The sequence below is a fragment of the Nocardia sp. NPDC046473 genome (assembly GCF_040645995.1).
Lineage (GTDB): Bacteria > Actinomycetota > Actinomycetes > Mycobacteriales > Mycobacteriaceae > Nocardia.
Genome location: NZ_JBEYZJ010000011.1, coordinates 32117 through 55322, shown reverse-complemented (window position 1 = coordinate 55322; position 23206 = coordinate 32117). Strand labels below are relative to the sequence as shown.

8 protein-coding genes are annotated in these 23206 nt (G+C 66.3%); 1 reads left to right on the top strand and 7 read right to left on the bottom strand.

Going from position 1 to position 23206, the window contains the following annotated elements; genetic code table 11:
* Nucleotides 1–32: 32 nt before the first annotated feature.
* The 5 genes from ABZ942_RS35555 to ABZ942_RS35535 form a co-directional block, all read right to left on the bottom strand.
* Nucleotides 33–1208, bottom strand: coding sequence for a kelch repeat-containing protein (locus tag ABZ942_RS35555; protein WP_357389948.1), 1176 nt, complete (start codon nucleotides 1206–1208; stop codon nucleotides 33–35).
* The gene (locus ABZ942_RS35550) at nucleotides 1205–2473 is read right to left on the bottom strand and encodes a kelch repeat-containing protein (RefSeq protein WP_357389946.1); all 1269 of its coding nucleotides are present in this window, start codon (nucleotides 2471–2473) and stop codon (nucleotides 1205–1207) included. Before ABZ942_RS35550 ends, ABZ942_RS35555 begins: the two co-directional genes overlap by 4 nt.
* Nucleotides 2470–11655, bottom strand: coding sequence for a neuraminidase-like domain-containing protein (locus ABZ942_RS35545; protein WP_357389944.1), 9186 nt, complete (start codon nucleotides 11653–11655; stop codon nucleotides 2470–2472). Before ABZ942_RS35545 ends, ABZ942_RS35550 begins: the two co-directional genes overlap by 4 nt.
* Nucleotides 11656–11733: 78 nt before the next feature.
* On the bottom strand, nucleotides 11734–18906 hold the full coding sequence (locus ABZ942_RS35540; RefSeq protein ID WP_357389942.1) for a SpvB/TcaC N-terminal domain-containing protein: 7173 nt from the start codon (nucleotides 18904–18906) through the stop codon (nucleotides 11734–11736).
* A gap of 36 nt (nucleotides 18907–18942) precedes the next feature.
* Nucleotides 18943–19764 carry a hypothetical protein gene (locus ABZ942_RS35535; protein WP_357390534.1) on the bottom strand — a complete coding sequence of 274 codons (822 nt, stop codon included), beginning with the start codon at nucleotides 19762–19764 and terminating at the stop codon, nucleotides 18943–18945.
* 299 nt (nucleotides 19765–20063) lie between these two features.
* Here ABZ942_RS35535 and ABZ942_RS35530 point away from each other — a divergent pair, with 299 nt between their 5' ends.
* Nucleotides 20064–20813, top strand: coding sequence for a helix-turn-helix domain-containing protein (locus ABZ942_RS35530; protein ID WP_357389940.1), 750 nt, complete (start codon nucleotides 20064–20066; stop codon nucleotides 20811–20813).
* 56 nt (nucleotides 20814–20869) lie between these two features.
* Here ABZ942_RS35530 and ABZ942_RS35525 read toward each other — a convergent pair whose 3' ends face one another.
* Nucleotides 20870–21949, bottom strand: a complete 1080-nt coding sequence (locus tag ABZ942_RS35525; RefSeq protein WP_357389938.1) for an amidohydrolase family protein — start codon at nucleotides 21947–21949, stop codon at nucleotides 20870–20872.
* Nucleotides 21950–22092: 143 nt separating this feature from the next.
* Entirely contained in the window at nucleotides 22093–23205 is a 1113-nt protein-coding gene (locus ABZ942_RS35520) for an ATP-binding cassette domain-containing protein (protein ID WP_357389936.1), read from the bottom strand.
* Nucleotide 23206: the final 1 nt, after the last annotated feature.

Sequence of the window (23206 nt, the reverse complement as noted above, 5' to 3'; positions counted from 1 at the left end):
AGCGGTCGCGACCGGCGGACTGTCGAGTGAGGTCACTGTTCTCCCTCCGAAGGCGTGTAGATCTCGGTGCTCGCGGTGAGCCGCCAGTTGGTGGACGACCCGTCGAGGTGGTCGACCCCACCGACGACCAGCACCCGGCCGTCGTCAAGCGCAAGCGCGCCGAATGCCCAACGGCCCGTGGCGAGTCCGGCTGCCTGCTGCCACGTCTTGGTGGTCGGGTCGTACAGCGCGGCGTTGCGCAGACCAGTGGACACATTGCTCGCATTGGCGCCGCCGATCACCAGCACCCGGCCATCGCGCAGCAGGGCGGCGCGATGATACAAACGGGCACAGGGCAAGTCGGCGTCCCTGGTCCATGTTCCGGTGATCGGGCTGTAGCGTTCGGTCGTCCAATCGCTGCCCGTGTTGAACACCCAGCCCGCCACCCAGCCGGGCCAGCCGCCGCCGGTGACAAGCACGGTGCCGTCGCGCAGCACCGTCGCGGTGGCGTCGAACCTCGGCCGGGCCGTGCTGCCGGTCGGCGTCCACTTCCCCGTTGCCGGATCGAAGATCTCGCAGAAGGCCAGGTCGGTGTAGGTGCCCGAGCCGACGTCTGCGGTGCCCCCGATGACAAGCACGCGGCCATCGTGCAGCAGCACCGACTGATGCACCGATCGAGCGTCGTTCATCGACTCGATCGGTGTCCATGTCTTGGCGGTCGGGTCGTAGATTTCCGCGGTCGCCGTGGTGCCGCTACTACCCGATCGATCGGCGTATCCGCCTGCCAGCAAGACCCGCCCGTCGGCGAGCAGGGTTGCCGAATGCGCGGTGCGGCCAACGCTCATCGAGCCCGCGGCAACCCACTTTCCGGCGACCGGATCGAACCGCTCGGCTGTCGCCAAGCCCGCGTTCGAGGTCTGTGGCGTCGGAAGTCCACCGGCCGCCAACACCGAACCGTCCGGCAGCCTGGTCAACGTGTGCCCGCTGCGGCCCTCCGCCAGCGCGCCGGTGGTCGTCCACGTGCCAAGGCCCGGGTTGAACAGGGCACAGGCCGAGGCGGACCCGAAGTTCGTGTCCTGCCCGCCCGCGATCAGCACATGACCATCCGCGAGCTGCACGGGGTTGTCGCCCATGCCCTGCCAATTCACCGCGAGGGGAACATCTTTCGCGGCGTGCCAGGCACCGGCCTCGGTCGATGCCTCGAATTCCGTTGTGCTGATCGAGGTCATGGCGTGTACACCTCCGCGGTCGCGGTGAGCACGTTCTCACCGATGACCGGTGCCGCCGCGCCCGACCGCACGATGCCACCCGCGACGAGCACCCGGTCCTCCGGGAGCCCGACCGCCGCCATGGCCCAGCGCCCGACCGCCATGTTCGCGGCGACCGTCCAGGTACCTGCGGCCCCGGCCGCACCCGGCGTATAGAGAACGGTGTCGCTGTAGCCCGCGTCGAAGACGCTGCTGTCGGTGCCGCCGATCACCAGCACCTTGCCCGATTTGGGCAGCGACACCGCACGATGCTGGCTCAGCCCCCACGGCAGGTCGGCGTCGGCCGTCCAGGTTCCGACACCGTTCGCGTCGAGCCGGAACCGCTCGCAGGTCTTCAAGCTGTACGGATCGATGATCGAACTGTCGGAGTGGGACACCACGTCACCACCCGTCACGAGTACCGAGCCGTCATTCAACGCGGTTGCCTGATGCCCCTTGCGTGGCGTGTGCAAGCTCGCGGTCGGCGCCCAGGTGCCCTTGTCCGGAGTGGTTCCGGCAGTGAAGATTTCGCAGTAGCCCAGCGCGGCGTACTGGCCGCGGCCGATGGTGATGACGCCGCCGACAACGAGCACCTTGCCGCCGGGCAACGCGATTGCCGTGTGCCCGAATCTGATATCGGTCATCGGCTTGACCGTCGTCCACGTGTTCGTTCCCGGGTTGTAGATTTCGGCGGACCGCACCGCCCGGTTGGTGTCGGCCGAACGCGCCGAGCAGCCGCCCGCGACCAACACCGTCCCGTCGGTGAGCAGGGTGGCCGAGTGCGAGAACCTCGGCTCGTTCATCGAGGCGACCGCGGTCCAGGTACCGCCATTGGCGGGATCGAATATCTCGGTCGCGTTCGTGCCACGGGCAGGCACCGTGACCGGCCCCGTAATGCCGCCCGTGACAAGCACTTTGCCATCGGCGAGCCGGGTGCTGGTGTGTAGTCTGCGGGCCACATTGAGCTGCTTCGCCGTCGCGGTCCAGGTGCCTGCGGCGGGATCGAATCTCGCCGAGAGGGACAGCGGATTACGGCGCCCGTCCTCGCCACCGGCCAGCAGTATCGCACCGTCGGACAACAGAGTGACCGCCGTTTCGTTCGGCTCGGCCCAGAATCCGGGCACCGGCAAGGGGCCCGCCGAGGTCGTCCAGGTGCCCGGAGCTGCTGCGGCAGCGGCATTTTCGACAGTGCCGGGTCGGTGCCACGGCGACGGTCGCGGCCGCAGTCGATCCACTGGAAGTGTCATGAGTTCTTTCCTTTCACGGTGAACGGGCAAACCAGGAGCAGGTCGAGCACGGCATCGGGATCGAGCCGTCCGTCGGTGGTGAGCAGGTGCGGATCGAGACCGGTGAGCGGGACGGTGACGATCCAGTCCTGGCCCGAGTCCTTGACTTCGGCAGTGATACTGGGGAATCCGGCCTTCGGCAGGCCGCCCAGCGACGGGTCCGGCTGGAGTTTCACCGCAGGGCGGCCGGTGCCGACGGCCAAGGTAGCGATCAACGGGTCGCCTTCCCGGTAGTAATCGACGAGCCGGGTGCTGCCGTCCGGCCCGAGATCCTGGGAAAGCACCAGCACCAGTTCGGGTTTCGTCACGCTGAAACGCTCGTCGCGCAACATCTGCGGGAACTGGGTTTTCGACAGCGTGAAGGTCGCCTTCGCGGTCCCCGCGGCGGGGGTGGCCAGGAATTTCTGCCACTGGTCGGCGAATTCGCGCCGGGCGCTGAACACCCGGAACAGACCGGTGCCACCCCCGGCGTGCACCCAGTCGTTGACCGCTTTGCGCAGCTCGTCACTGACCTGCTGCCCCAATGCGGTACCGCCGTCGCGGGCGGTATAGCGCAGGTGCAGCACCACATCGGTGATGGACTCATAGTCGAACTGACGGAACTCGCTCGGCAGCGACAACTGCCACTCGCTGATCGCGCCCGCACCCTCGAACGGCAGGAACCGCTCGTCGCGCAGATTCGTCTCGAACAAACCGGAATCGTCCTGTCCGGTGCTGGTGACGATCGACTGCACCGGACCGGCGAGATCGCGGAACCGAGTATCGGGCCCCGGCCGTTTGCGCGCGTACTTGCCCTCCGGCAACCGCGGATCCACCCGCACGCTGCTCCGGGTCAGCGTCGCGGTGAGATTGACCGTGGTGTACGGACCGACCACGCACGGCACCGTGACACTGAGACTCTTGATCCGGCGGAAGTAGTGCCCCGGCGCGTCCAGATCGAACAGCGCCTCGGGCAGCGTGATATAGCAGCGACCGGTTTCCTTGAGCGCGAGCAATGCGCGGGAATCCAACTGTGCCAACGAGATCCGCTTGGACAGCTCGAGCTCGCGGGCGTTGGCGTCCAGGAACGCGACGTCCATCCGATTGAGATCGGCGACCAGCCGCTCCCCCGACAACAGGCCCTTGTGCAAGCTGTCCCAGTACCCGAATTTGACGAAATTCGAGTCCTCGGTGCCCAATTCGTGCCGGTAGGACCGTTCGGCCCGCTTGGCGACGTCGTAAGCCAGCTGATAGGTCTGGAAGAAACTGGTGGACAGCTGGCCGACCATCCAGTCGTAGAGTTCCCGGTTGGTGTACTTGCCATGCAAGAACTGGTCGACTTCGCGCGCTTGATCCCGCTGCTTGTCATGGTTGGCCAGCTCGGTCTCGGTCATCTCCTTGCGCAGCGTCGCCGCCGCGACTTGCTTGTCGTACTGGGCGATTTCGATGTCGGCCTGCCCCGCCTGGAAGGCCCAGTCGTCACCGCGACGGCCATAGCCGCCCATGGTCGCGGCCAGGCCGGCGCCCGCGCTCAGCACGGCGGCGGCAGTGCCGATCGCGCCCGCGGCATGGCTGAGCGAATTGCTGATCTGGCTGCCACCGAAGGTCACACCCGTGGTCGGCGGCGGGCCGACCTTGGCATCCGGGAACAGCGCGGCGACAGACGCCGAGGCCTGGAACACGCCGCTCACGCCCTGCACCACCATGGACGCGGTGGTGAGCGAGCGATGCGTCTTCTCGCCGTCGTTCATGAATTCGCGCTCGCTGTAGTACTTCTTCTTGTGCTCGGCGAGCTGCTTGGATTTCTCCAGCGCGGCCAGCGACTGGTTCGCCTCGGTGACCTGCTGCACCCGCACGTTCCTTGCCGCGTCGAGGATCGCGGTCTCGTGCCCGGCGCGCAGCCGGGCCAACGCCTCGACGTCACGTTTCTCCAGTGCCGCGAGCAACGCCGCACCGAACGCCTTGACCTCGCCCGCCAGCTCTTCGGCCTTGGCCAGCATGGGCGCGAAACGGTAGTGCGGCAGCGGCGCGTTGATGTCGTCGAGCACCGACGACAGGTCGAGGCCCGCCGCGACCGCCCGAACCAGCACATTCGGATCGATCACCGCGCCGAACGCAGGCAGCTTACGAGCTACGCCGTCGATATTGCGGCCGGAGCGGATCTTCGACAACCGATCGTCGACGAGATCCCAGTACCCGAGCAGCTTTTCGTTGCGCGGGATGTGGAAATAGTTGTACCAGGCCATGCCCGAACCGATTGTGATGGACGGCGTCACCGGGGCCTCGGCCGAATCGCTTGGCGCGATCAGGCTTTCCGCCGCGACGACCGGGCTCAACGGCCGATCGCCCGCCGCCAGTTCACGGAAGCTCTTGATCGGCGGCGGGGTGGGGTCGGTGATCTCTTCCGGCCTGCGGCCGAGCAATTCCGCGGCCAGGATGTACAGCTGCGCCGCCTGGTTGATCGACTCGCCGGTGTCCTGCCGGAACAGCTGATCGCCCCAGGCGATCAGATTGTCGAGGTATTTCATCACGACCGCCTTCTGATAGGCGGTGGTGCGCAGCTGTGCGACGACATCGGGCTGGAACGGATTCTGCATCCAGAGCGCGATCGGGGTGTATTCGTTCCCATTGCCCTGCGCCACCCGCAACAGCACCTGCTCGATGCGCTGCTGGTAATAGCTGCTGTCCGGCTTCGACGGATCACCCGCCGTCTGGAAGAACGGCTTCGTGCGCCAGAAGCGTTGCGGCACCGGCTCGTTGCTGGTGTCCAGGGGGTCGAAGATGGTGTGGAACCACTTTTGCGCCTCCTCGAACTTCCGGTCCACCGACAGCCGCTCGGCGATCATCAACGGCGCCTGGAAGAACAGTTCCCAGTTGTACTGCGCGTACGGGTCCGCCCGGTTGAATTCGACCGACTCGACGGGCATATCGCCGGATACGTAGGAGAAATCGGGGTCGTATTCCGCGGTGAAGTCGAACGGCCCGCTGTACAGCTCAGGCCTCGTCTGCAGGTCACGCTGGAAAAGTCCGGCCGTTCCCGCCGTATCATACTGAGCGGCAAACGATTTGGTGTGCGGATGATACAGCGGGTTGACAGTGTAGTGGAAGTCGAAGATGAACTCGACGTGCGCCTGCAGCAGATATATGCGTTTGTTGTCGATGTAGAACAGGACGTTCTTCCACATCTCGTTGAGGTCGTTGATCCATTCCTGGTGCGGGTGCAGCAAGCGATATGCCCGGCCCGGCGGGGTTTTCCGCCAGAGCATGAACATCAGGTCGTTTCGCGGATCGAGGGTATTGATGGTCACGAAGCCGGGGGAGAAATTGTAGAACTCGTTGTTATCGGTAGCGAGCCCCTTCCGGTCCGCGATCGGCAGCAGGATCGGGTAGTCGCTGAGCTCTACGGTTGTCATGCCGAAGGCAATGACCGTCTCGCGGGCATCGACTCGGAACCAACCCCGCATGCGCACCGGCGTCGGCTCGACGCCCCGCTGTTCGCGATAGACCAGGGCGAAAACCAAATCCCCTGCCGCGTCGTCCGGAATCACGTATGTCTGGTACCTGGCCAGCTCGTCGACGAACGAGGTAGCGCTGTGCGTCACGCTCAATTGGGTTTTCGCGGTCTTCTTGGCATGCCACGCACCGTTGACGAAGCTGCTCCAGTTGAGCTGGACCTTCATCACCCGCAGGGAATCCCGCATTTTGTCCTTCGGCGCGGGCATCTCGAACTCCACCGGCGCACCCTCGTAGGTGGAGGTCGTCCAGAACAGATAGAGCCGCTTGTTCCAGACGACCGGCAGCACACTGTCGCTGTCGATGTCGAGCTCGACCTTGCGCCACGGCGTCCACGCCCTGGTACCCGATCGATCGAGCAACCGGCAGGAGCGGAAGTAGTAGTCCCGAGGGCTCGACTCGGTCCGCGCGAAGACGTACAGCGTGTTCGTGGCCTTGTCGTAGTACGTGCCGCACGGGTGCAACCGCGCCACGTCGCCGAGCTGTTTCAGATAGCCGCCTATCGCGGCTTCTCCTGCGGCGGAATCGGATTCCTTCTGCATCAACTCGTTCTCCAGTTGTGTGAAGAACGGCGTCTTGTCCAGCCGCAGGTCGGGTTCGAAGTAGTTCTCCGGGTACAGGAAGACCTTCTGGTTCGCCTCCCACAACCGGTACTGCTTCATCCATTCCCAGACCTGGAGGTCGCCGGGCGAGGCGATCGTGACATTCGGCTCGAGGTCGAGCTGGATGCGTTGTACGAACAGCTGGACGCTGTAGATGGCCTGGGCGATCCGCGTTGTCATTTGGGCGGCACCCATTTCGACGTCGAGCAGGTAGTAGTCGTGCAGGCCGTACGCGTCGTGCCACAGCGGCGTGCCGTTTCCGGTCAGCAGCGGATTGGCGACCAAATAGGAGACCAGCGCGCCACGCTGATGTCCGCGAATCCCGTCTTGCATCGGGGCAGCGACGACCGGCCAATCCTGCAATGTGTGTTGCGCTTTCGCGGCCTGCCAGGCGGCCTGGGCGGCGTCGGGTGTCAGCTCGGCGTGCAGCCAGGAGCCGAGCCGCTCGGCGGTCACACCGAGGCGGCGCAACATGCGGACGGCGGCATTGAGCACGGCCATCGCGCCGACATCGAGGAAACGCGCCGCCGTGGACAGCCCGAGCAGTTCGGCCAGTCCGGCAAGATCCGCCGCGTTCCAACCGGTTCGGGTGGCAAGCACGGTGGTGACGTCAGCGGGCGTTGCCTTCGGGCCTTCGGCGGCCTGCCATGCGAGAGCCAGCGTCTGGTAGCGGCCCGGCGTTGCGTTGCGCAGCCGGATCAGGTCGAGCAGCCGCACGAACTTGCCGAAAAGTGGGGCTGGTCCGGTGATCCGCGTCGGTGGCAGGTCGTTGAGATCGATCCAGCCGACCCGATCCGCATAGCCGAACAGCAGCGGCAGCTCGAGCGCGGTGATCCCCAGCTTCGCCAATACCAATGCCACGCGGTGGATTCGGGCGAGCGAGCTGAATTGCTGGGCGAAGGCGGTTGTGGTCACCGCGACGGCGGGATCGCTACTGACATAGCCTGATACCAGGAAGTCCTCCAGCACCGTCGACCCCGGAGTCGAGCGCAGCCATACCCCGAGCAGCTGGTCGGCGGTGGCGGCATCCAATCCGGTCGCCTGCCCGATCTGCTGTTTGATGGTGATCTCGCTGAGCGTGCGCCGCAGCAGCGGATTGAGTTTGCTCAGCACCACCCGGAATCGGCCTGCCGGGCCCAGGATGTCGTCCTTGAAGAAGGCGAGGGCGTCCCCGGCGGTCAGGAAGGCATTGCTGTCACCGACGGGAAGTGGAACTTCCTGCGCCGCAAGCAGGGTAGTCACCGCCGCGGTGAGACCGGCGCCGCCGGGTGCGGCCGTCAACGCCTCGGCTTCGGCCTGCGACAGGTACCCGCGCAGCTTCAGCGTGTGGTCGTTGATGTCGTAGAAAACCTTGCCTGCCAAAGCTTTCGGCATTTGGTAGCCGACCGGCAACTGCGGCAGCGATGCGGCGTAGACCGGAATCCGCAGCGCCTTCATCCTGGTCCGGACGAATCGCTGTGGCGCGTCGTACAGTTCGTCCACCGCCGCGAGATACGCCGCGTTCGCGGGCAGGACCGCGCGCAGTTCGAGACGCTGGGCTTCGGTCATCGGACCGGCGAAGACCAGCTGGTGATCGTCGCCGTTGTAGCGGATCGGCGACTTCTGCGGGAACACCACGTCGTCGGGCAGCGCGTCCAATTGCGTGGTGTAGGTGACGATTCCGAGCAGGGTGGCGACGGCGTCCTGCGCCAATGCGGGCTCCCAGCCGAGCAGGGCCAGCTGCTTCTTGGTCAGATCGCCGCGTTCGTCGAGAGTTTGCGCGGTCTCCTGATAAACCCCCTGCAAGGCCGCGCGCAGCACGGTGAGGATGCTCGCCGATGTGTCGTCGTCGGGGATCACCCCGCCCTGCGGCGGCAACGTGGCGGTGAGCACCGCGTCTACCTCGGGGACGGTGAAGCCCGCATCCTGAATGGCCGCCGCCGCGTCCAGGAAGTGTTCGGTGACAACGGTTTGCGCGTAGATCGGGGCACGTGGGGCGATATCGACGAGGGCGGGCGGGCCAACCGGGGCACCGCCGGAGACCTCACCTTCCACACCGGGCGCGAATGCGGGCAATGGCTGTCCGACCGTCGGCAGGATCGGCGCGCCTGCCGGTACCTCGTGCTCGACCGTCTCGCCGGCGAACACCCCTGCCAAGATCGGGAACGGACCGCCGCCGCCGTAAAGTTCGATGAGCCGCAACAGATCCGGGATCGACAGCGACAGCGCGGTGGCCAGGGTGACCGTACGCACCAGCGCCGACAGATTGGCCAGATTCACCACCCGGTTGGGGATCACCGCGCGCGGACCGGTGGTCAGCGCGGTCAGCTCCTCGTCGGTCAACTGCAGCACCGCGAGCAGCGCCGCGGTCACCGCTGGGTCGGTGATGCTGCCGAGCACCGACAATTCGGCCCGATCGGCACGCAACGCGAACGGATTCCGCCCGCCCGGCGCGCTGGTCACCACCGACGGGTCGAGGAACATCCGGTCGTACAGCGGCGGCTCGGCATCGGTGCGGTAGACGTGCGTTTCGACCGTTTGGTAGAACGTCAGCACCTGGTCGACTGAAAGATCCAGCCGTGCGGCGATTTTACGCACGGCACCGATGGTCCGCAGGGTCTCCCGATCCAGGTCGCCGCGGCTGTTGCTGCCGAAGATCGCGCGGTCCAGTGTGCTGGCCGACCAGCCGAGCGCGCGCTGCAACCGGACGAATCGATGCAGCCGATCCAGCGCCGCGTAGTCGAGGCCGACGAGGGTCATCTTCGTGGTGTCGTACCGCGAATCCGCGTCCGCTTTGATCGACAGCGCGGCAACGGGATTGACGAACCGGGTATCGAGCAGCTCGGTCAGCTCGGTGTAGCGCAACGAGCCGACATCGAGCAAGGTCCGCACGTTGGCCAGCGCCGTAACGAGGTCCGGCCCAGGCGGATTGCCGTAGAAGTCGGCGAGCGTGCGTGCCGGTGTGAGCGGCTCCCCCGCGATGATCTGTGCGGCAACGGTATTGAGCCCGAGTCGCTCGTCGGCCCGCAGCGTCGGCGAATCCGCCGCCGCCCCGACGGTTTCCAGCAGCGATATCCGGGTGACCCCGAGGTTGGCCAGGTAGGAGCCGGTCTGATCGCGCCACAGATCGTAGGGCAGATCCCAGGGGTAGACCGCCGTACGCAGCTTGTCGTAGGCGCCGTTGTTCACGTGCTGCGGCTGGATTCGCAGTGTCGCGGCGTCGCCACTGCTCTGCCGCTGCTTCGGTGGAATCGCCGTGGTCGGTGCGACGGCCGACTCGAGCAACTCGTTGATCAGGTCGACATAGGGCAGCTCGAGCGTGGTGTTGTCGATGCTCAGGTCCACGTCGACCAGGTCGCCGCGACGCGCGTAGAGCACGTCGGCGACCGTGCCCTCGTGCCGGTCGTCACCACCGCCCAGCCTGCGCAGGAAGTACAGCAGGTCGACCAGGTACGCGGCCTCGCCGTACACCGAGTGTGCGTCGTCGAAGGTGCCGTAGTCCGCGGAACCGAACAGCTCTTCCCAGTTCGGAATCGGGTGGGGCGCGCCGGGGTCGGCGGGGGCGAAGCTCGGCAGCCATGGCACGTCGAAGTGGGCGGCCGTGCGATAGTCGGCGATCAGGTTGACCGCGGCCGCGTGCACCTCGGTCGCCCTGGCGTGGATGGCGTGTGCGTCGGCTTCGTCGATACCATCGGCCACCTTGCTCGCGAAGGTGTCGCGGCCGAGCCGGGCAACGGCGAACGACGAGCCGAAACCGTTGTTGCGCAACGACTGCATGGCGTCGAAGCGGCGAGCGACCTTGAATGTGCGCTGGATCTCGCCGAGTTCAACGCGCGCTTGTTCGTCCGGGACAGTGGCCGAGTTGACCGGTGTGCCGAGGATCTCGAATTCCGGGTTCTCGGCGAGGAACTTGCTCGCCGCTGTCTCGGCGTGCTCCGGGCTGGCCGATAATTCGAAGGCGATATGCGCCGTCGGATAGGTCTCGATGAGTCGCGTGCGCAGGATCTCCGCGTACCGCCTCACCTGGTCGATCTCCGTACCGGATTGCGTCAGCGATGCCTGAACCCACTGCGGCACACCGCTGGTCTGCTCGATCAGCTCGGACCAACTGCCATCGAGGCGCACCAGGTCGCGGGGATGAGCGAATTCGCCGCTGTCGAATCTGGTCAGCAGTTCCCGCAGCAATGGCGGGTTGTCACCGATCAGCCCGCGAAGTTCGAACGCAAGACGCAACCGTGCGGTGTGCGGCGCGGCAACCGGGTCCTCCGCGGACTCGACCGCTGAAGCGTCCGCATCGGCGGCACCATCGAGGTACGCGGCGTACATCCGCTGGCGGGCAACGGGATCGGGCACGGCCGCGGCAAACAGCTCACCGACCGGCGACAGCGGAACGCTGGCCGCCGGATCGACCGCTGCCCGTACCTGTTCGGCCCGCGCGCCGGCCGCGAAATCGGCGGCACCGTCGGATGATTCGATGACTTTCGCGGTGACCGCGGCGGTGACCGCGGCTTCGATCTGAGCGGCCGGACGTGCCGTGAACGCGGCCAGATCTCGCGGAAGCCCTTGGCGCAGCGCGCCATAGAACAGCTCGGCGGACAGACCTGTCGCTTCGGCATGCCGCGCGGCGGTCGCGAGATCTTCGATCTGGTCCGCATCGGTGCCCGTGGCAGCGGCTAACGAGTCCGTGTCGGCGGTGCCGAGGCCGCTGATCGTCGCTCCGTCGAGCAACGGGGTGACGGCGGAGCGAACCGCCGCATACTCCGCCCTGCTGTCGACCGGCAGATGCAGATCGACAATGGTCTCGCCGGTGCCCGCGGGCTCGCGGCTGGATTCCACGCTGGGACCTCCATTGTGAGCCGCCCGGACGATCACGCCGACCGCCCCGCCCGCGGGCGCATAGTCGATGCGATATCGACCGTCTGCGCCGGTCACGCTTTCGCCGAGTGGCGCTTCCGAGCGCAGGCGGCGCTCTGTCACGGTGACCGTCGCACCCGCGACCGGGCGGCCGTCCGGGTCGCTGATCGTTCCGGTTACCGAATCGCGTTGTACCACAAGCTCATTGGATGTCATCGCTGCCCCATTCCACTGCTGAGAGAATTTGTCATGTCCGGGTCGGACGGCCGTATTCGGTCGTCGGTGCTGTGCGGCTCAACGGAGCCAGTTGGCGAAGAACTGCTCCAGCGTCAAACTCGGCTGTCGCACATAGGGCTGATTGCCATTCCGTGGATCGGCCGCCTTGATCGCGTCGTTCAAGATCACGCCGCTGTTGTGGTTGAGATGTGCCAATTTGTCACCGACATACGCCGCTCCGCCGATGAAGGCGCCGGCGCCTCCGCCGATCAATCCGGCTTCGGATCCGAGAATCACGAGCTTCGCGTTGAAGGTCGCCGCGCCGTATGCCTGGATCAGGCCACCCGCCATCTCCAGCACACCGGCAGATGATTGCGCGGTGCCGACAATGCGAGATTCCTGCTGCAAACCTGCCTGGTAGCCGAGGAAGCCGGAGAATGCGCCTATACCACCGAAGAGAATGCCGAACGAGCTGGCCACCGGGATTTCGATCCGCTCCTGTACCGAACCAGGAAGCGAGTTGTGCGGAACCACCGGCGATTTGCTCGCTGTCGCACGAACCGCGATCTCGGCCGATGGGTTGTCCCAAATTCCCTGGACCATCGAATCCGGCAATTCGATCTTGCCCGGCCCCTTTCCAGCAAGGGAATACAGTTCTTTCTCGGTGAAAGTCCGTCCTGGGAACAGCTGGGCAGCCCGATTGCCGAGCGCCTCGGCGAATCGGGCCGACGCGGCCGCATGCTCCGGTGTCTGGCCCATGATCCAGCCGGTCTTCTCGGCGGCGATCGCGGCGGCGGCCTCCGTCTTGCCTGCCTGGCCGGACCACAGATGATACGGCCCCTCGAGCGTCTTTCCCGCAGTGTCCTTCGCCGCGGCCAATGCACCACCGACGCGGTCGGCCACGAAAACTGCCCGATCCGTCAATGGAACAGACAGGTCCGCACTGTCATCACCCGGAGCCGCCACTGAGGAGGACTCGCCTTGCTGTGCCGCATCCCAGGTATCGCGCAGGCCTTGCTCGGTCCATGGACCGTAGGCGTTGCTGCGAAAGTCCTCGAAGGAGCTGTAGTTCCGCGGGTTGTTGGCGTCGTTGTCGCTGGAGGTCTGCTTCTTCGTTTCGGTGCCCGACGGATCGGTCAATCGGATCGGATTGTTCTTCACGTAGGCGTAAATGTTGCTGCCGTCGACGAAACCCGCGGGGTCAGGGCATATCCACCGCCCGAGCCAGGACGAGCAGTATCGCGCGCCGTGGTAATAGAAGCCGGTTTCGGTGTCCTTTTCCTTGCCGGTGAAGCGGTAGCGTTTGAGGCTTACCTGCGCTGCGCCGGAGGCAGATTGGTAGGAGGTGGTGCCGAACGGGTGGAATTCCTCATAGGAGAGGATCGCGGCAGTGTCACTCAGTTCGACTGTGGCGGAGCCGAGATGGTCGGTCAGCTGGTAGCGCTGCACCGGACGGGGATTCGGGACCGGGACACGATCGTCGATGGTGGTCGTTTCGACCAGCGCGACCCGGCGGGTGCCATCGAGAATATGCAAGGTCTCGCGGCGGGTTCGGGTGGTGCCTGCGGTGACGCGGTGATAGATCTCGCTGTTGCCCAGATAGATTCGAGTGTCGGTGGTGCCGTTGTTGCGGATGGTTGCGCGCACGCGTTGTCCGGTGGAGTCGTACTGGTAGTAGGCGTCTCCCCCGCCGCCGAGGTCGGCATGGACCAGGCGATTGTCGGTGTCCCAGTCCATGATCGGCAGATGCGGCATCGAGGTGACGTTTCCGTTGGCGTCGTAGGTGTAGCTCGCGGTGAACCGGTCGTCGAGGTCACCGGGAATACTGTTGGCCAGCAGGCGATTACTGTCGGTCGCGGTCGAATGTCGCCGGGTCCAGCCACCGTTGGCGGCGGTGTGGGTCACCGCGCTGATGTTGCCGCTCTTGTCGTAGGTGTATGTCTCGGTGTACGAGCGCATCGCGGTGCTGTCGTTGGCGTGTGGGATCGGCGCGGTCGGCGGTTCACCGGAGCCGGGTTGACTGGTTTGGCCGACGTGTTCGCGACCGGTTGCCGTAGTCAGCCGGTAGCTCGGGTCGTAGCCGAACGTCCGGGTGGCACCGACAGCAGTGTTCGCGAAGAAGACGGTCGATTGCGCGGGATCGGCTGCAACGCTGACGTTTCCGGTGGGGTCGTAGGTATACCGCAAGGCTTGCAGAGCTGGACCGTTCCCGGTGCGGCTGTCGACGGCGGCGAGCCGGAAGGTGTCCGGCTCGTAGTCGTACCGAGTCTCGGTGCCGCAGCCCGTGGTGACGCGCAGCCGTTGGCCGCGCGCGTTGTAGTCGATGCCGGTGACGAACTCGCTCCACGCGGTGTCGCCACGGAGCTGAGTTTCGAGGCGCTCCAATAGATTCGCCTCGTTGTAGGTCGGCTTGGTCTTGCTCCCGTCCGGCGTGCCGATCAGGGTCGGGCGGTTGAGCGCGTCGTAGTCCGTGGTGGTGCGGTACACCGTTTGTTCGAGCAGTCGCGTCGCGGTGCGCAGGGCCTGCTCCGGGTCGGCGATGTCGGCCAGCACCGACCAATCCGGTTCGCTGAGCGGGTCCGCGGCCAGTCGGCGCTCACCGGCCAGCTGGTTGCCCTTGAAGTCGACCTGGGCGGTGCGGACCGCACCGGCGCCGTCGAAGACGAGATATAGCCGGCCGCGCACGTTGTCGGCAGCACCATTGCCGAGAGCGTCGCCGTAATACCCGCGCGATCGCAGGCGTTCCCCGGTGCCTGCGGTGGTGGCGTAGGAGTGGGTGACGCGGCGCAATTCGTCGTAGCGGAAGCGCTGGAACGTCCCGCGACCGTCCCATGAACGCACGGGTTGGCCGCTGACATCGACCAGCGTCCATCGCTCGCCCGCGTCCCGGCTCAGGGTGTGTGCCGGCCGCCCGAGCATGTCGAATTGCTGCTCCAACACCCGGATTTCGCGCGGGTCGATGGTGATCAGTTCGTTGCCCTGGATGTCGTGGATGACGGTCGTCACGAACTTCTCGGTGCCGTTGTCGACGACGACGATGTGCGCCCGGCCAAGGGTGTCGAGCTTGGTTGTGCCGTGTGTACCCGCGTGCGGCTCGGTGGCTTTCGCGGCCAGGTAGCGTGGATCATCGGTGGGCAAGTTGATTCGGTCTGTGTACCAACGACTTTCGAGCACCGTGTCGTTGCGGTCCCACTCTTGCTGTGCCCAAGCGTCGAAGGTGACCCTGGCGAGGGTGCCGTCCGGGAAGTCGGTGCGGACGAGTCGGCCGAGCGGGTCGTAGGTGAGGATCGGGGTCACCCCGTGCCGCACCAGGTCCGGTTCGGTGTCGAACTCCGCGTCCGGTGCGAAGTACGGTTCGTACTTCTTGATCGGGTTGCCCTTGTTGTCGTAGATCGTCCGGCCGGTGCCCACCCAGCGGGGTGCGCCGTCGTCGCCGGGCTCGGCCTGCGCCTTCATCAGCATGATGCGGCCGCTGCCGTCGAGATAGGTCCGCGACTCCTGTACCCGGCCGTCCGGCGCGCGGTGTTGCTCTCGCGCGAAGGTGCGGAATCGGACCGGTCGCGCCGTCAGGTCGTAGGTCAACCAGGAGGTGGGTCGATCGGCGTCGGCAGGTTCCGGCGTCGCCAGGTCGAGGACATCACCCTCGTTCCCGCCTTGCTTGCCGAGTACCGCGGTGGCGATCACCAGGCCGAGCGGGTCGAAACGGACGGCGGTGCGATTGCCGTTCGGATCGGTGAGCAGCCACGGCTGTAACACGCGGTAATTGATCGATGTGGTGACCACATTATCGACCGGATCGGTGACCCCGGTCTGCCGCAACAGGTGAGGTTCGTAGGCAATACGCCAGCTCGCACCGAAGGGGTCGGTATAGGAACTCGGCAGGTAGAAACGCGTCGGATCGAAGGTCTGCCTACCGGAGGGCAGCCACCAAACACCCTCTCGCAGTGCGTATCCGGCCTCGCGCAGCATGTCGTCGGTGACCCGGGTGCCGTAAAGCTTCGCCACCTGACCGGCGGCGAACACCTGGCGGTAGGAACACCACGGCAACAGGGGCACGGCGAAGCTGCCCAATGGCAGTTCGGCGGACGCGTCACCGGCGGCGTAGGTCTGCTGGGCACGGGCGATCAGCCTGCGCTCCGGGCCCGAGCCGGAAAGTTCTTCCTGATAAGGGATTTCGTGGCGCGCGGCGTCGATCGAGCCGTCTCGCAGTTCGGTCTCGGTGAAGATGCGGCCGCGTGGCGAGAGCCCACCGACCTCGTATTCGCGATCCTCGATCGTGATACCGACTCGCCAGCGGTCGGCGGCGGTAACGTCGTTGCGCACGTCGTGTTCGCTGACCGTCATGTGCAGCAGTCCCTGCTCGGTGACGTCGGGGCGGCGGCGCGGATAGGCGATCTGGGCGGCGCGCAACACATTCCCCCACTCGTCCACGTCGAGGGTTACCGTGTGCCCGATTCGCGGGTCCTCGGATTGCCGTTCGGTGTGCACCGTCAATGTCTCGCCCGGATCAACGGCGATCACGCAGTACTGCGCCGATCCACGCGGCTGCAGCAGCCGTGGCCGATAGCTCGACTCGGTCACCGAATATGGCTCGCCGAGATCACCGTGACCGTCCTCGGCGTAGACCTCTTCTCGCAGCACGTGACCGCGCAATGCCCGGGCCGCCTCGCGCTCCTCATCGACGGTCGCCCCCGCGGGTAACACGGTGTCGGCAAGGTCCAAATCCTTGTCGTAGGAGTGATACTCGGTGACGAACTGCTTCGAGATCCGCTCCCCGTCGCGGTGCCAGCCGGTGTGCTGCCAGCGTTTGACGACCACAGGTGGCTGATAGAGCCGGTCGCCCTGCCCGGCGAAGGACAGGGCGTCACGCTGCTCGACGTAGCCGAAACCACGGAATTCGCGCTCGATGCCGTCGTAGTAACCGTGCCGGTAGCGGTAGGTCGTCACCAGCGTGGTATCAGCAACCGCATCGCGAGTCTGAACGGCGGACACCACCTGCACCGGAAACGGCAACCGGGTCGCCCATCGATGATTCGACGCCTGATCGGCCAGGTAATAGGTGGTGGACGACTCGTAGGCGATGGTGGTGCGCAGGCCACGGTTGTTGTCGACGGCCGACATCAAATGCGGTTTACCCGCTGCCATCAGATCGAGATAGCGGACCTGCGGTTCGTAGTCCGGCCGTGGCTCGGCCACCATCAGACATGCCGTGCCCTTGCCCAAGAGATCGACGACCGTGGTGGTACCGGCCAGATCCGGCGCCGCGAAGCCGGTGATCGTCTCGGCGGCGCTCCAGGAGTTCCCGGACTCGTTGAACCACAACGAGATTCGATCCGGTCCGAGATATATCAGATCGGTCGGCGCACTCCCATCGATGTCGGCCAGTCGAATCCGGCGCTGGTCGAACCGATCCGGGTGATCGAACACCGGGGCACCGGCCATCGGCACCTTGGGACCGAAGCGGCCGTAGCCGAGATTGGGCCAATACGCGATCTCGCCGTTGCGGATCCGGACCAGATCGGTGAGCCCGTCGCCGGTCATATCCGCCAGATACACACTCTGCTCAGGGTCCGCGAAAACCAGGCGGGGCCCGTGTTCCTCGGTGCCCGCGTTCGACGTTCGGCGCGCGGCGCCGAAACCATCGAGTCCCGCCCCCGGATGCCAGTCGAAACCGGCGCTGTCGGTGCGCAATAGATCGGCCAGGCCGTCGCCGCTCAGATCGACGAACCGCAGATTCGGGTCGGCCCACTGCACGATCGGCAACGAGCCGAAGGTGGCGAAATCGGTCCAGCCACCCTCGGCGGTGCGCCGATGGAAACCCGGTGTCACGCCGCCGAAGTCGGTCAACGCCTGGGTTCCGTCGCCGGCCAGATCCAGCAGCTGCCGCCCACCGGACAGGCTCGCGCCGACCGGCAGCGGGTCGACGGCGCGCGGTGCGGCGACGGCTCCGCCGCCCCGGTTGGCGCGGTAGTACCAGGTGCCGTCTTCCTCGGCCAGGATTCCCGAGAGGCCCTCGCCGTCCAGATCAATCCAGCGGTAACCGCCGTCCAGGCGCGGCGGCGCCGCGCCGTCCTCGGTCGTCATGGCCTGGATCTCGTGCCCGACGGCGCGTTCGGTGTACTCGAAGCTCAACGACGGCAAGTCTTTACGGTCGTACGATGCGCCGACCCGCAGATAGCCCGCCTGCGTCGCGCTGGTCAGCTTCGTAGCGACCGCATCGGGCAGGTAGTCCAGGTTCGTCGAGGACACCAGCACCGGGTCAGCGGCGAGCTCGGCGATGTGGTGGAACATCAGGATTCGCGCACACAACCGATAGGTGCGTATCTCGAAGCCGGAACGCCTGGTAGAGAATGGATCCCGGCGCACATGCCACGGCGTCACCTCGTCCGGCGTCGGCGCTGCCACCGCGTGCTCGCCGTAATCGAGCACCACCTCGAAACAGAAATCCGCCTGTCCCGGTGTCGAATTGCCGTACCGGACACGCTTGAGGTAGCGGTTCGCCCCGGTGCTGCGGTTGCGCTCGCACGGCGCGGCCAGGTCGACACCAGCCCGGTCCTCCGGCTTGTACTCGTAGCGCACCAGATTCCCGCGATCATCGGCGGTCTCCTCGAGCAACCACCGGAACACCCGGCTCGGGTCGGCCGGGTCGGCGATGCGAGCCGCGGCGTCGCGGCCGAACACACTGGTGACATTCGACTTCGACGTCATCCGCCAGTGCGTATCCCCCGAATTCCGGTCACACCACCGCTCGACCCGTGCGTACAGCCCCTCGGCGCGCGGCCGATAGGCGATCACCTCGAAGGCGCCTTCGCTGCGACGCGCCGGAAATGCCGCGGGCACAAGATCTTCCGCGCCCGCCAATTGGAAAACATCGACCTCGTCCGAATAGCGCGGCAACCCCTTGTCGGTCTTACGCGAGATCGACGGCACATCCATCGACCAGCCGAGCCCGAACGGCCCGTTGCCCACCCCGGAGTCGTAACCGAGATTCAGCTGTGGCGTCATCTCGGCCCGACCCGGGGTGAGCGGTATCGGCAGCGTCACCGCCGCGGTACCGGTGACCGGGTTGGTCGCGAACTTCTCCCCCATCCCGCGGACCGCACCGCCTGCCGTGGGCAACGACAGCGAGGGCAGGTCACGCTGCGGTGCCGCGCTGGACTCGCGACCGCCCGCGGCGGCGGCCGCGGACTGCAAGCTTGTCTCGGGTCGATGGTCGGGCTCGGTGCGGTGGTGCTGAACGGGCTGGGTCATGGTGGTCGCGTCCTTATCGATACGGGCGTGCGAGGACTATTTCCGTGGGCTTTCGAGCGCGTCCTCGACGGCCGCGAGCGCGTCGACGGGGGTGCGGTTCTGGCCCTTCGCGTTCTGGCCGAGTTGGGGCCAGCCGGACCCGTCGGGGCCGAGCAGCTGGATCCAGATCGCCCGGGTCTTTTCCAGCAGCTCGCGCTGCTCGACTTCGTTCAATGCGGACATGAATTCCTCCTCTATTCCGACGCCGCAGGCCGCGGCGAAATCCTGGGGCGACATGTCGTTGGCGGCGTTCATGTCGCAATCGCCGAATGGCGGGCAGCCCTCGGGCAGGCCGCCGCCGAAACCCTGGCCGTCGGTGTATTGGTGGGCGATCTGGCCCGGCAGGTTCGGATTGCGGCCGTAGCCGGCGCCGATCACGCGCAACCCGTCGGGGCGGTCGGACCACATGCCGAAGAAGTCGCCCTGGTTGGCGTAGCCGATCACCCGCCGCGGGTCGCCGAGCCAGTCGGCCAGATTCCAGTACGCGGCGTTGATGCCCTCGGATTGATCGCCGCCGGGATTGCCGCCCGATTCGACGTCGATCATCGCGATCATGCGCGGGTGTGGACCGCCGAGCTGGGCTACCATCTCGCGGTGAGTCTCGACGGTCTCGAGCCAGTTCGGCCGCCAGTAGAAATAGACGATGAAACATGCCAGACGGCCGGAATCGACTGCCCGGCAAGCCCATTCATAGTTCGCGGCGAAGTTCGGATCGCGGAACGTGCCGTCGTTGGAGCGGAAGCTCAAGATGCCGTGTGGATAGGAATCGTCGACCGGCGCTTGAAAATAGGACACGTCCGCGAAAAGACTGTCTACCATGTGATCTCCCTCGATTCCGTCTGCCCGAAATTCCCCTGAGTGGTCGCCGCCGCCGATTTCACCGGCTCGACGCCGTGAGACGTCGATGAAACGTGGGTGAAGGGCGCAAACCGGAGACTCTTCCTGGTAGAGGAACACCGCCCGGCGCCCGTTCGGCGCGACGGACCAATGCTGAAGCCGGTCGGTCCGCCCACGGAAGTTGTCGGTCTGATGAGCGAACCGGGCGTTCCATTTGTTGGACCGAGAGCGATAAGCACGGCGTGCTCGGTTCGTTGCAGTTCTGCACGGGAGGACAGAGAGTGAACGAAACGACGATGGAAAAGGCGGCCATGGGGGGCCGCGGCGTGCTCGAGGGGGCATTCGCCCTGTTGGAGGCCCTCGCGCACGGCGACGAACTGGGCTTGACCCAGCTGGCGACGACGGCGGGATTGCCGAAGGCCACGGCCTATCGGTTACTCAGCCAGTTGGTGGTGGAAGGAGCGGTGCAACGCCGTGGCGGTCGATATCAGATCGGGCCACGGGTATTTCGGCTCGGGCAGACGTGGCAACCGGCGCGGATGCTGCGGGCCGCCTCGGCTCGGCCACTCGGGCAGTTGACGGCGGCGACGGATCGGGGCGGGTTCAGCCTGTCGGTGACCGATCGGGGGCACACGATGTTGATCGGGGGCATCGGGCGGGAGATCGATGAGGTCTTTCCGCTGCGCGCGGGGGTGCTGCTGCCGTCTGGTACGGCCGCCGAGCAGGTGCTGGCCATCGGCCATCCGAATCACACACCGCCCGAGGAGTTCTCGCCTCGTGAGTGGAGTCGGCAGATCACGCTGGCGCGGGAACGTGGACTGGCCTATGACACCGACATGAGCCGTTTCGGGCTGGCCTGTGTCGCGGCGCCGGTGCGCGGGCCCGCCGGTGAGGTCGTCGCCGCGTTGGCGGGCACGGTCGCTGAGCTGAATCGGCTGCCCGCGATGGCGGAGGCAGTGTTGCGGGCGGCAGGGCTGGTGAGTGCCAATCTCACCAGGCTGCTCAGGTCGCAGGGCGTGATGTCGCTCTGAAGGTCGTCGGGGTGTCGCCTGGGCAGTGTGGCGACACCCCGACGACTCGCCTTCGATCAGTTGTGCGAGATGCCGCCGCACCAGACGCGTTCGAGCAGGCGGGTGGCGTGGATGTCGGCCAGCGGGTCGCCGTCGATGAGGACGAGGTCCGCGCGCATGCCGGGGGCGATCGTGCCGCGGTCGGGCAGGCCGAAGTATTGCGCGGGCAAGGTGGTCGCGGCGAGCAGGGCTTCCGCCGGAGTCAGGCCCGCGGTGACGAGTAGCTCCAGTTCGCGGTGCAGCGAGTCGCCATGCGGCGGCTGGAACGGCACGCCCTCGTCGGCATTGGCGTCGCTGCCCGCGAGGATGGGCACACCGGCGGCGTGCAGCGACGCGACGCTGGCGAGGCTGTCGGCGAAACCGAGGCGGCCCAAAGCCGTTGCGATGCCCTGCATCATGACGAGGGTCGGGGCGGCGACGCGACGTTCCGCCGCCATCCGGCGCACGTCCTCGGACGGCAGCTGGCCGTCCGACGGAATGTGGGTGATGATGTCGACTCCCGCGTCCAACGCGAGGGTGTAGGCGCCCAATGATGTCGCGTGCGCGACGACGCGAAGATCCTTGGCATGCGCCGCCGCGACAACGGCTTTGGCGGCGGCCTCGTCGGGACCGCCGTCACCGGGCGCCTCCAGCACGAGCTTGATGTAGTCCGACCCGGCCGCCGCGCGCTCGGCGACCATCGCCTCGGCCTGCTCCGGACCGTCGATGACCGCGTGCCCGGCCAGGCCGGGAAGCCGGGCATGCATGCCGCCCGCGCCGATGATCGGCGTGCCCGCGCTGCGAATGTCGGTGCTACCCGGCTGATTACGCAGTGCCGCGAGCCGCTCGGGCGGGAAGGTGGTCATGTCCAATGCCGTGGTCACGCCGTGCACGACGAGCTGGTCTAGGGACTCCGTCCCGGCCAGATGGACGTGGGCATCGATCAGGCCGGGTAACAGGATCGCGCCGTGGCCGTCCACGCTCTCGGCGCCGTCGGCGTCGGTGCCGATCACCGCCCCATCGATCACCACTGTTGTCGGTGCGGTCAGGCCGTGGCCATCGAACACGCGAACATTGTGCAGGGCGGTTTTACCGATCGCTGGGGAGTCGACGGTCACGCAAGCCTCCGGTGCGGATAGTCCATGCAGCGGCGGGGTGCGACCGCTCCGCTAGGGAACGTTAGTAGCCGACCGTGCTTTTGTCCGCACACGAAGTGATAACGCATTGTTCTACTGAAGGCACTGTTCGGTCTCGCTTAAGACTATTCGGCGATCCGCACTCCGGTCTCCGGATGGAACAGGTGTACTGCGGCGGCGTCGGTCACCGTCAGGTTGACCGACTCGGCGAGCTTCGCGGGCGATCGGACCCCCGAGCGGGCCACGAACATGAACGACTCGCCGTCGAGGCCGGTGACCTGGCCGCCGGAAGGGCGCGCATAGACATAGGATTCGCTGCCGAGCTCCTCGATCAACTCGACGGTGACCGCGAAACCGCTGCCGTCGCGGCGCAGTTCGAGCTGTTCGGGGCGGATGCCGACGGTGACCTCGTCCAGGCCGTCCGCGGCCAGCCTGCTCATCCGGTCACGCGGCAATTCCAGTGTGCTGCCCGCGATTTCGACGCCGCCTGGGACGATCGGGACGGTGCACAGGTTCATCGACGGCGAGCCGATGAAGCCCGCGACGAACGCGGTGGCGGGCCGGTCGTAGAGCTCGGCGGGGGTGCTGAACTGTTGCAGCCTGCCGTCGCGCAGCACGGCGACGCGGTCGCCCATGGTCATCGCCTCGACCTGGTCGTGCGTGACGTAGACGGTGGTGGTGCCCAGCCGTCGTTGCAGCGCGGCGATTTGGGTGCGCGTCTGCACGCGCAGTTTGGCGTCGAGGTTGCTCAGCGGTTCGTCCATGCAGAACACCCGCGGCTCACGCACGATGGCACGGCCCATCGCGACCCGTTGCCGTTGGCCGCCGGACAGTTTCGCCGGTTTGCGGTCCAGATACGGGGTGAGGCCGAGTAATGCGGCGGCCTCGGCGACGCGGCGCTTGCGTTCTTCCAGCGGCACTTTGAGCATCTTGAGCGCGAAACCCATGTTCTCCCCGACGGTCTTGTTCGGGTAGAGCGCGTAGTTCTGGAAGACCATGGCGATGTCGCGGTCCTTGGACGGAACGCCGGTCATGTCGGTGCCGTCGATGCGGATCGCGCCGGCGTCGATCTCCTCCAGGCCCGCGAGCATGCGCAGGGCGGTGGACTTGCCGGAGCCGGACGGGCCGACCAGCACGATGAATTCGCCGTCGGCGATGTCCAGGTCGAGCGAGTCGACCGCGAGGGTTTCCGCGCCGGGATAGACGCAGGAAGCCGAGTCATAACGGATGGTGGCCATG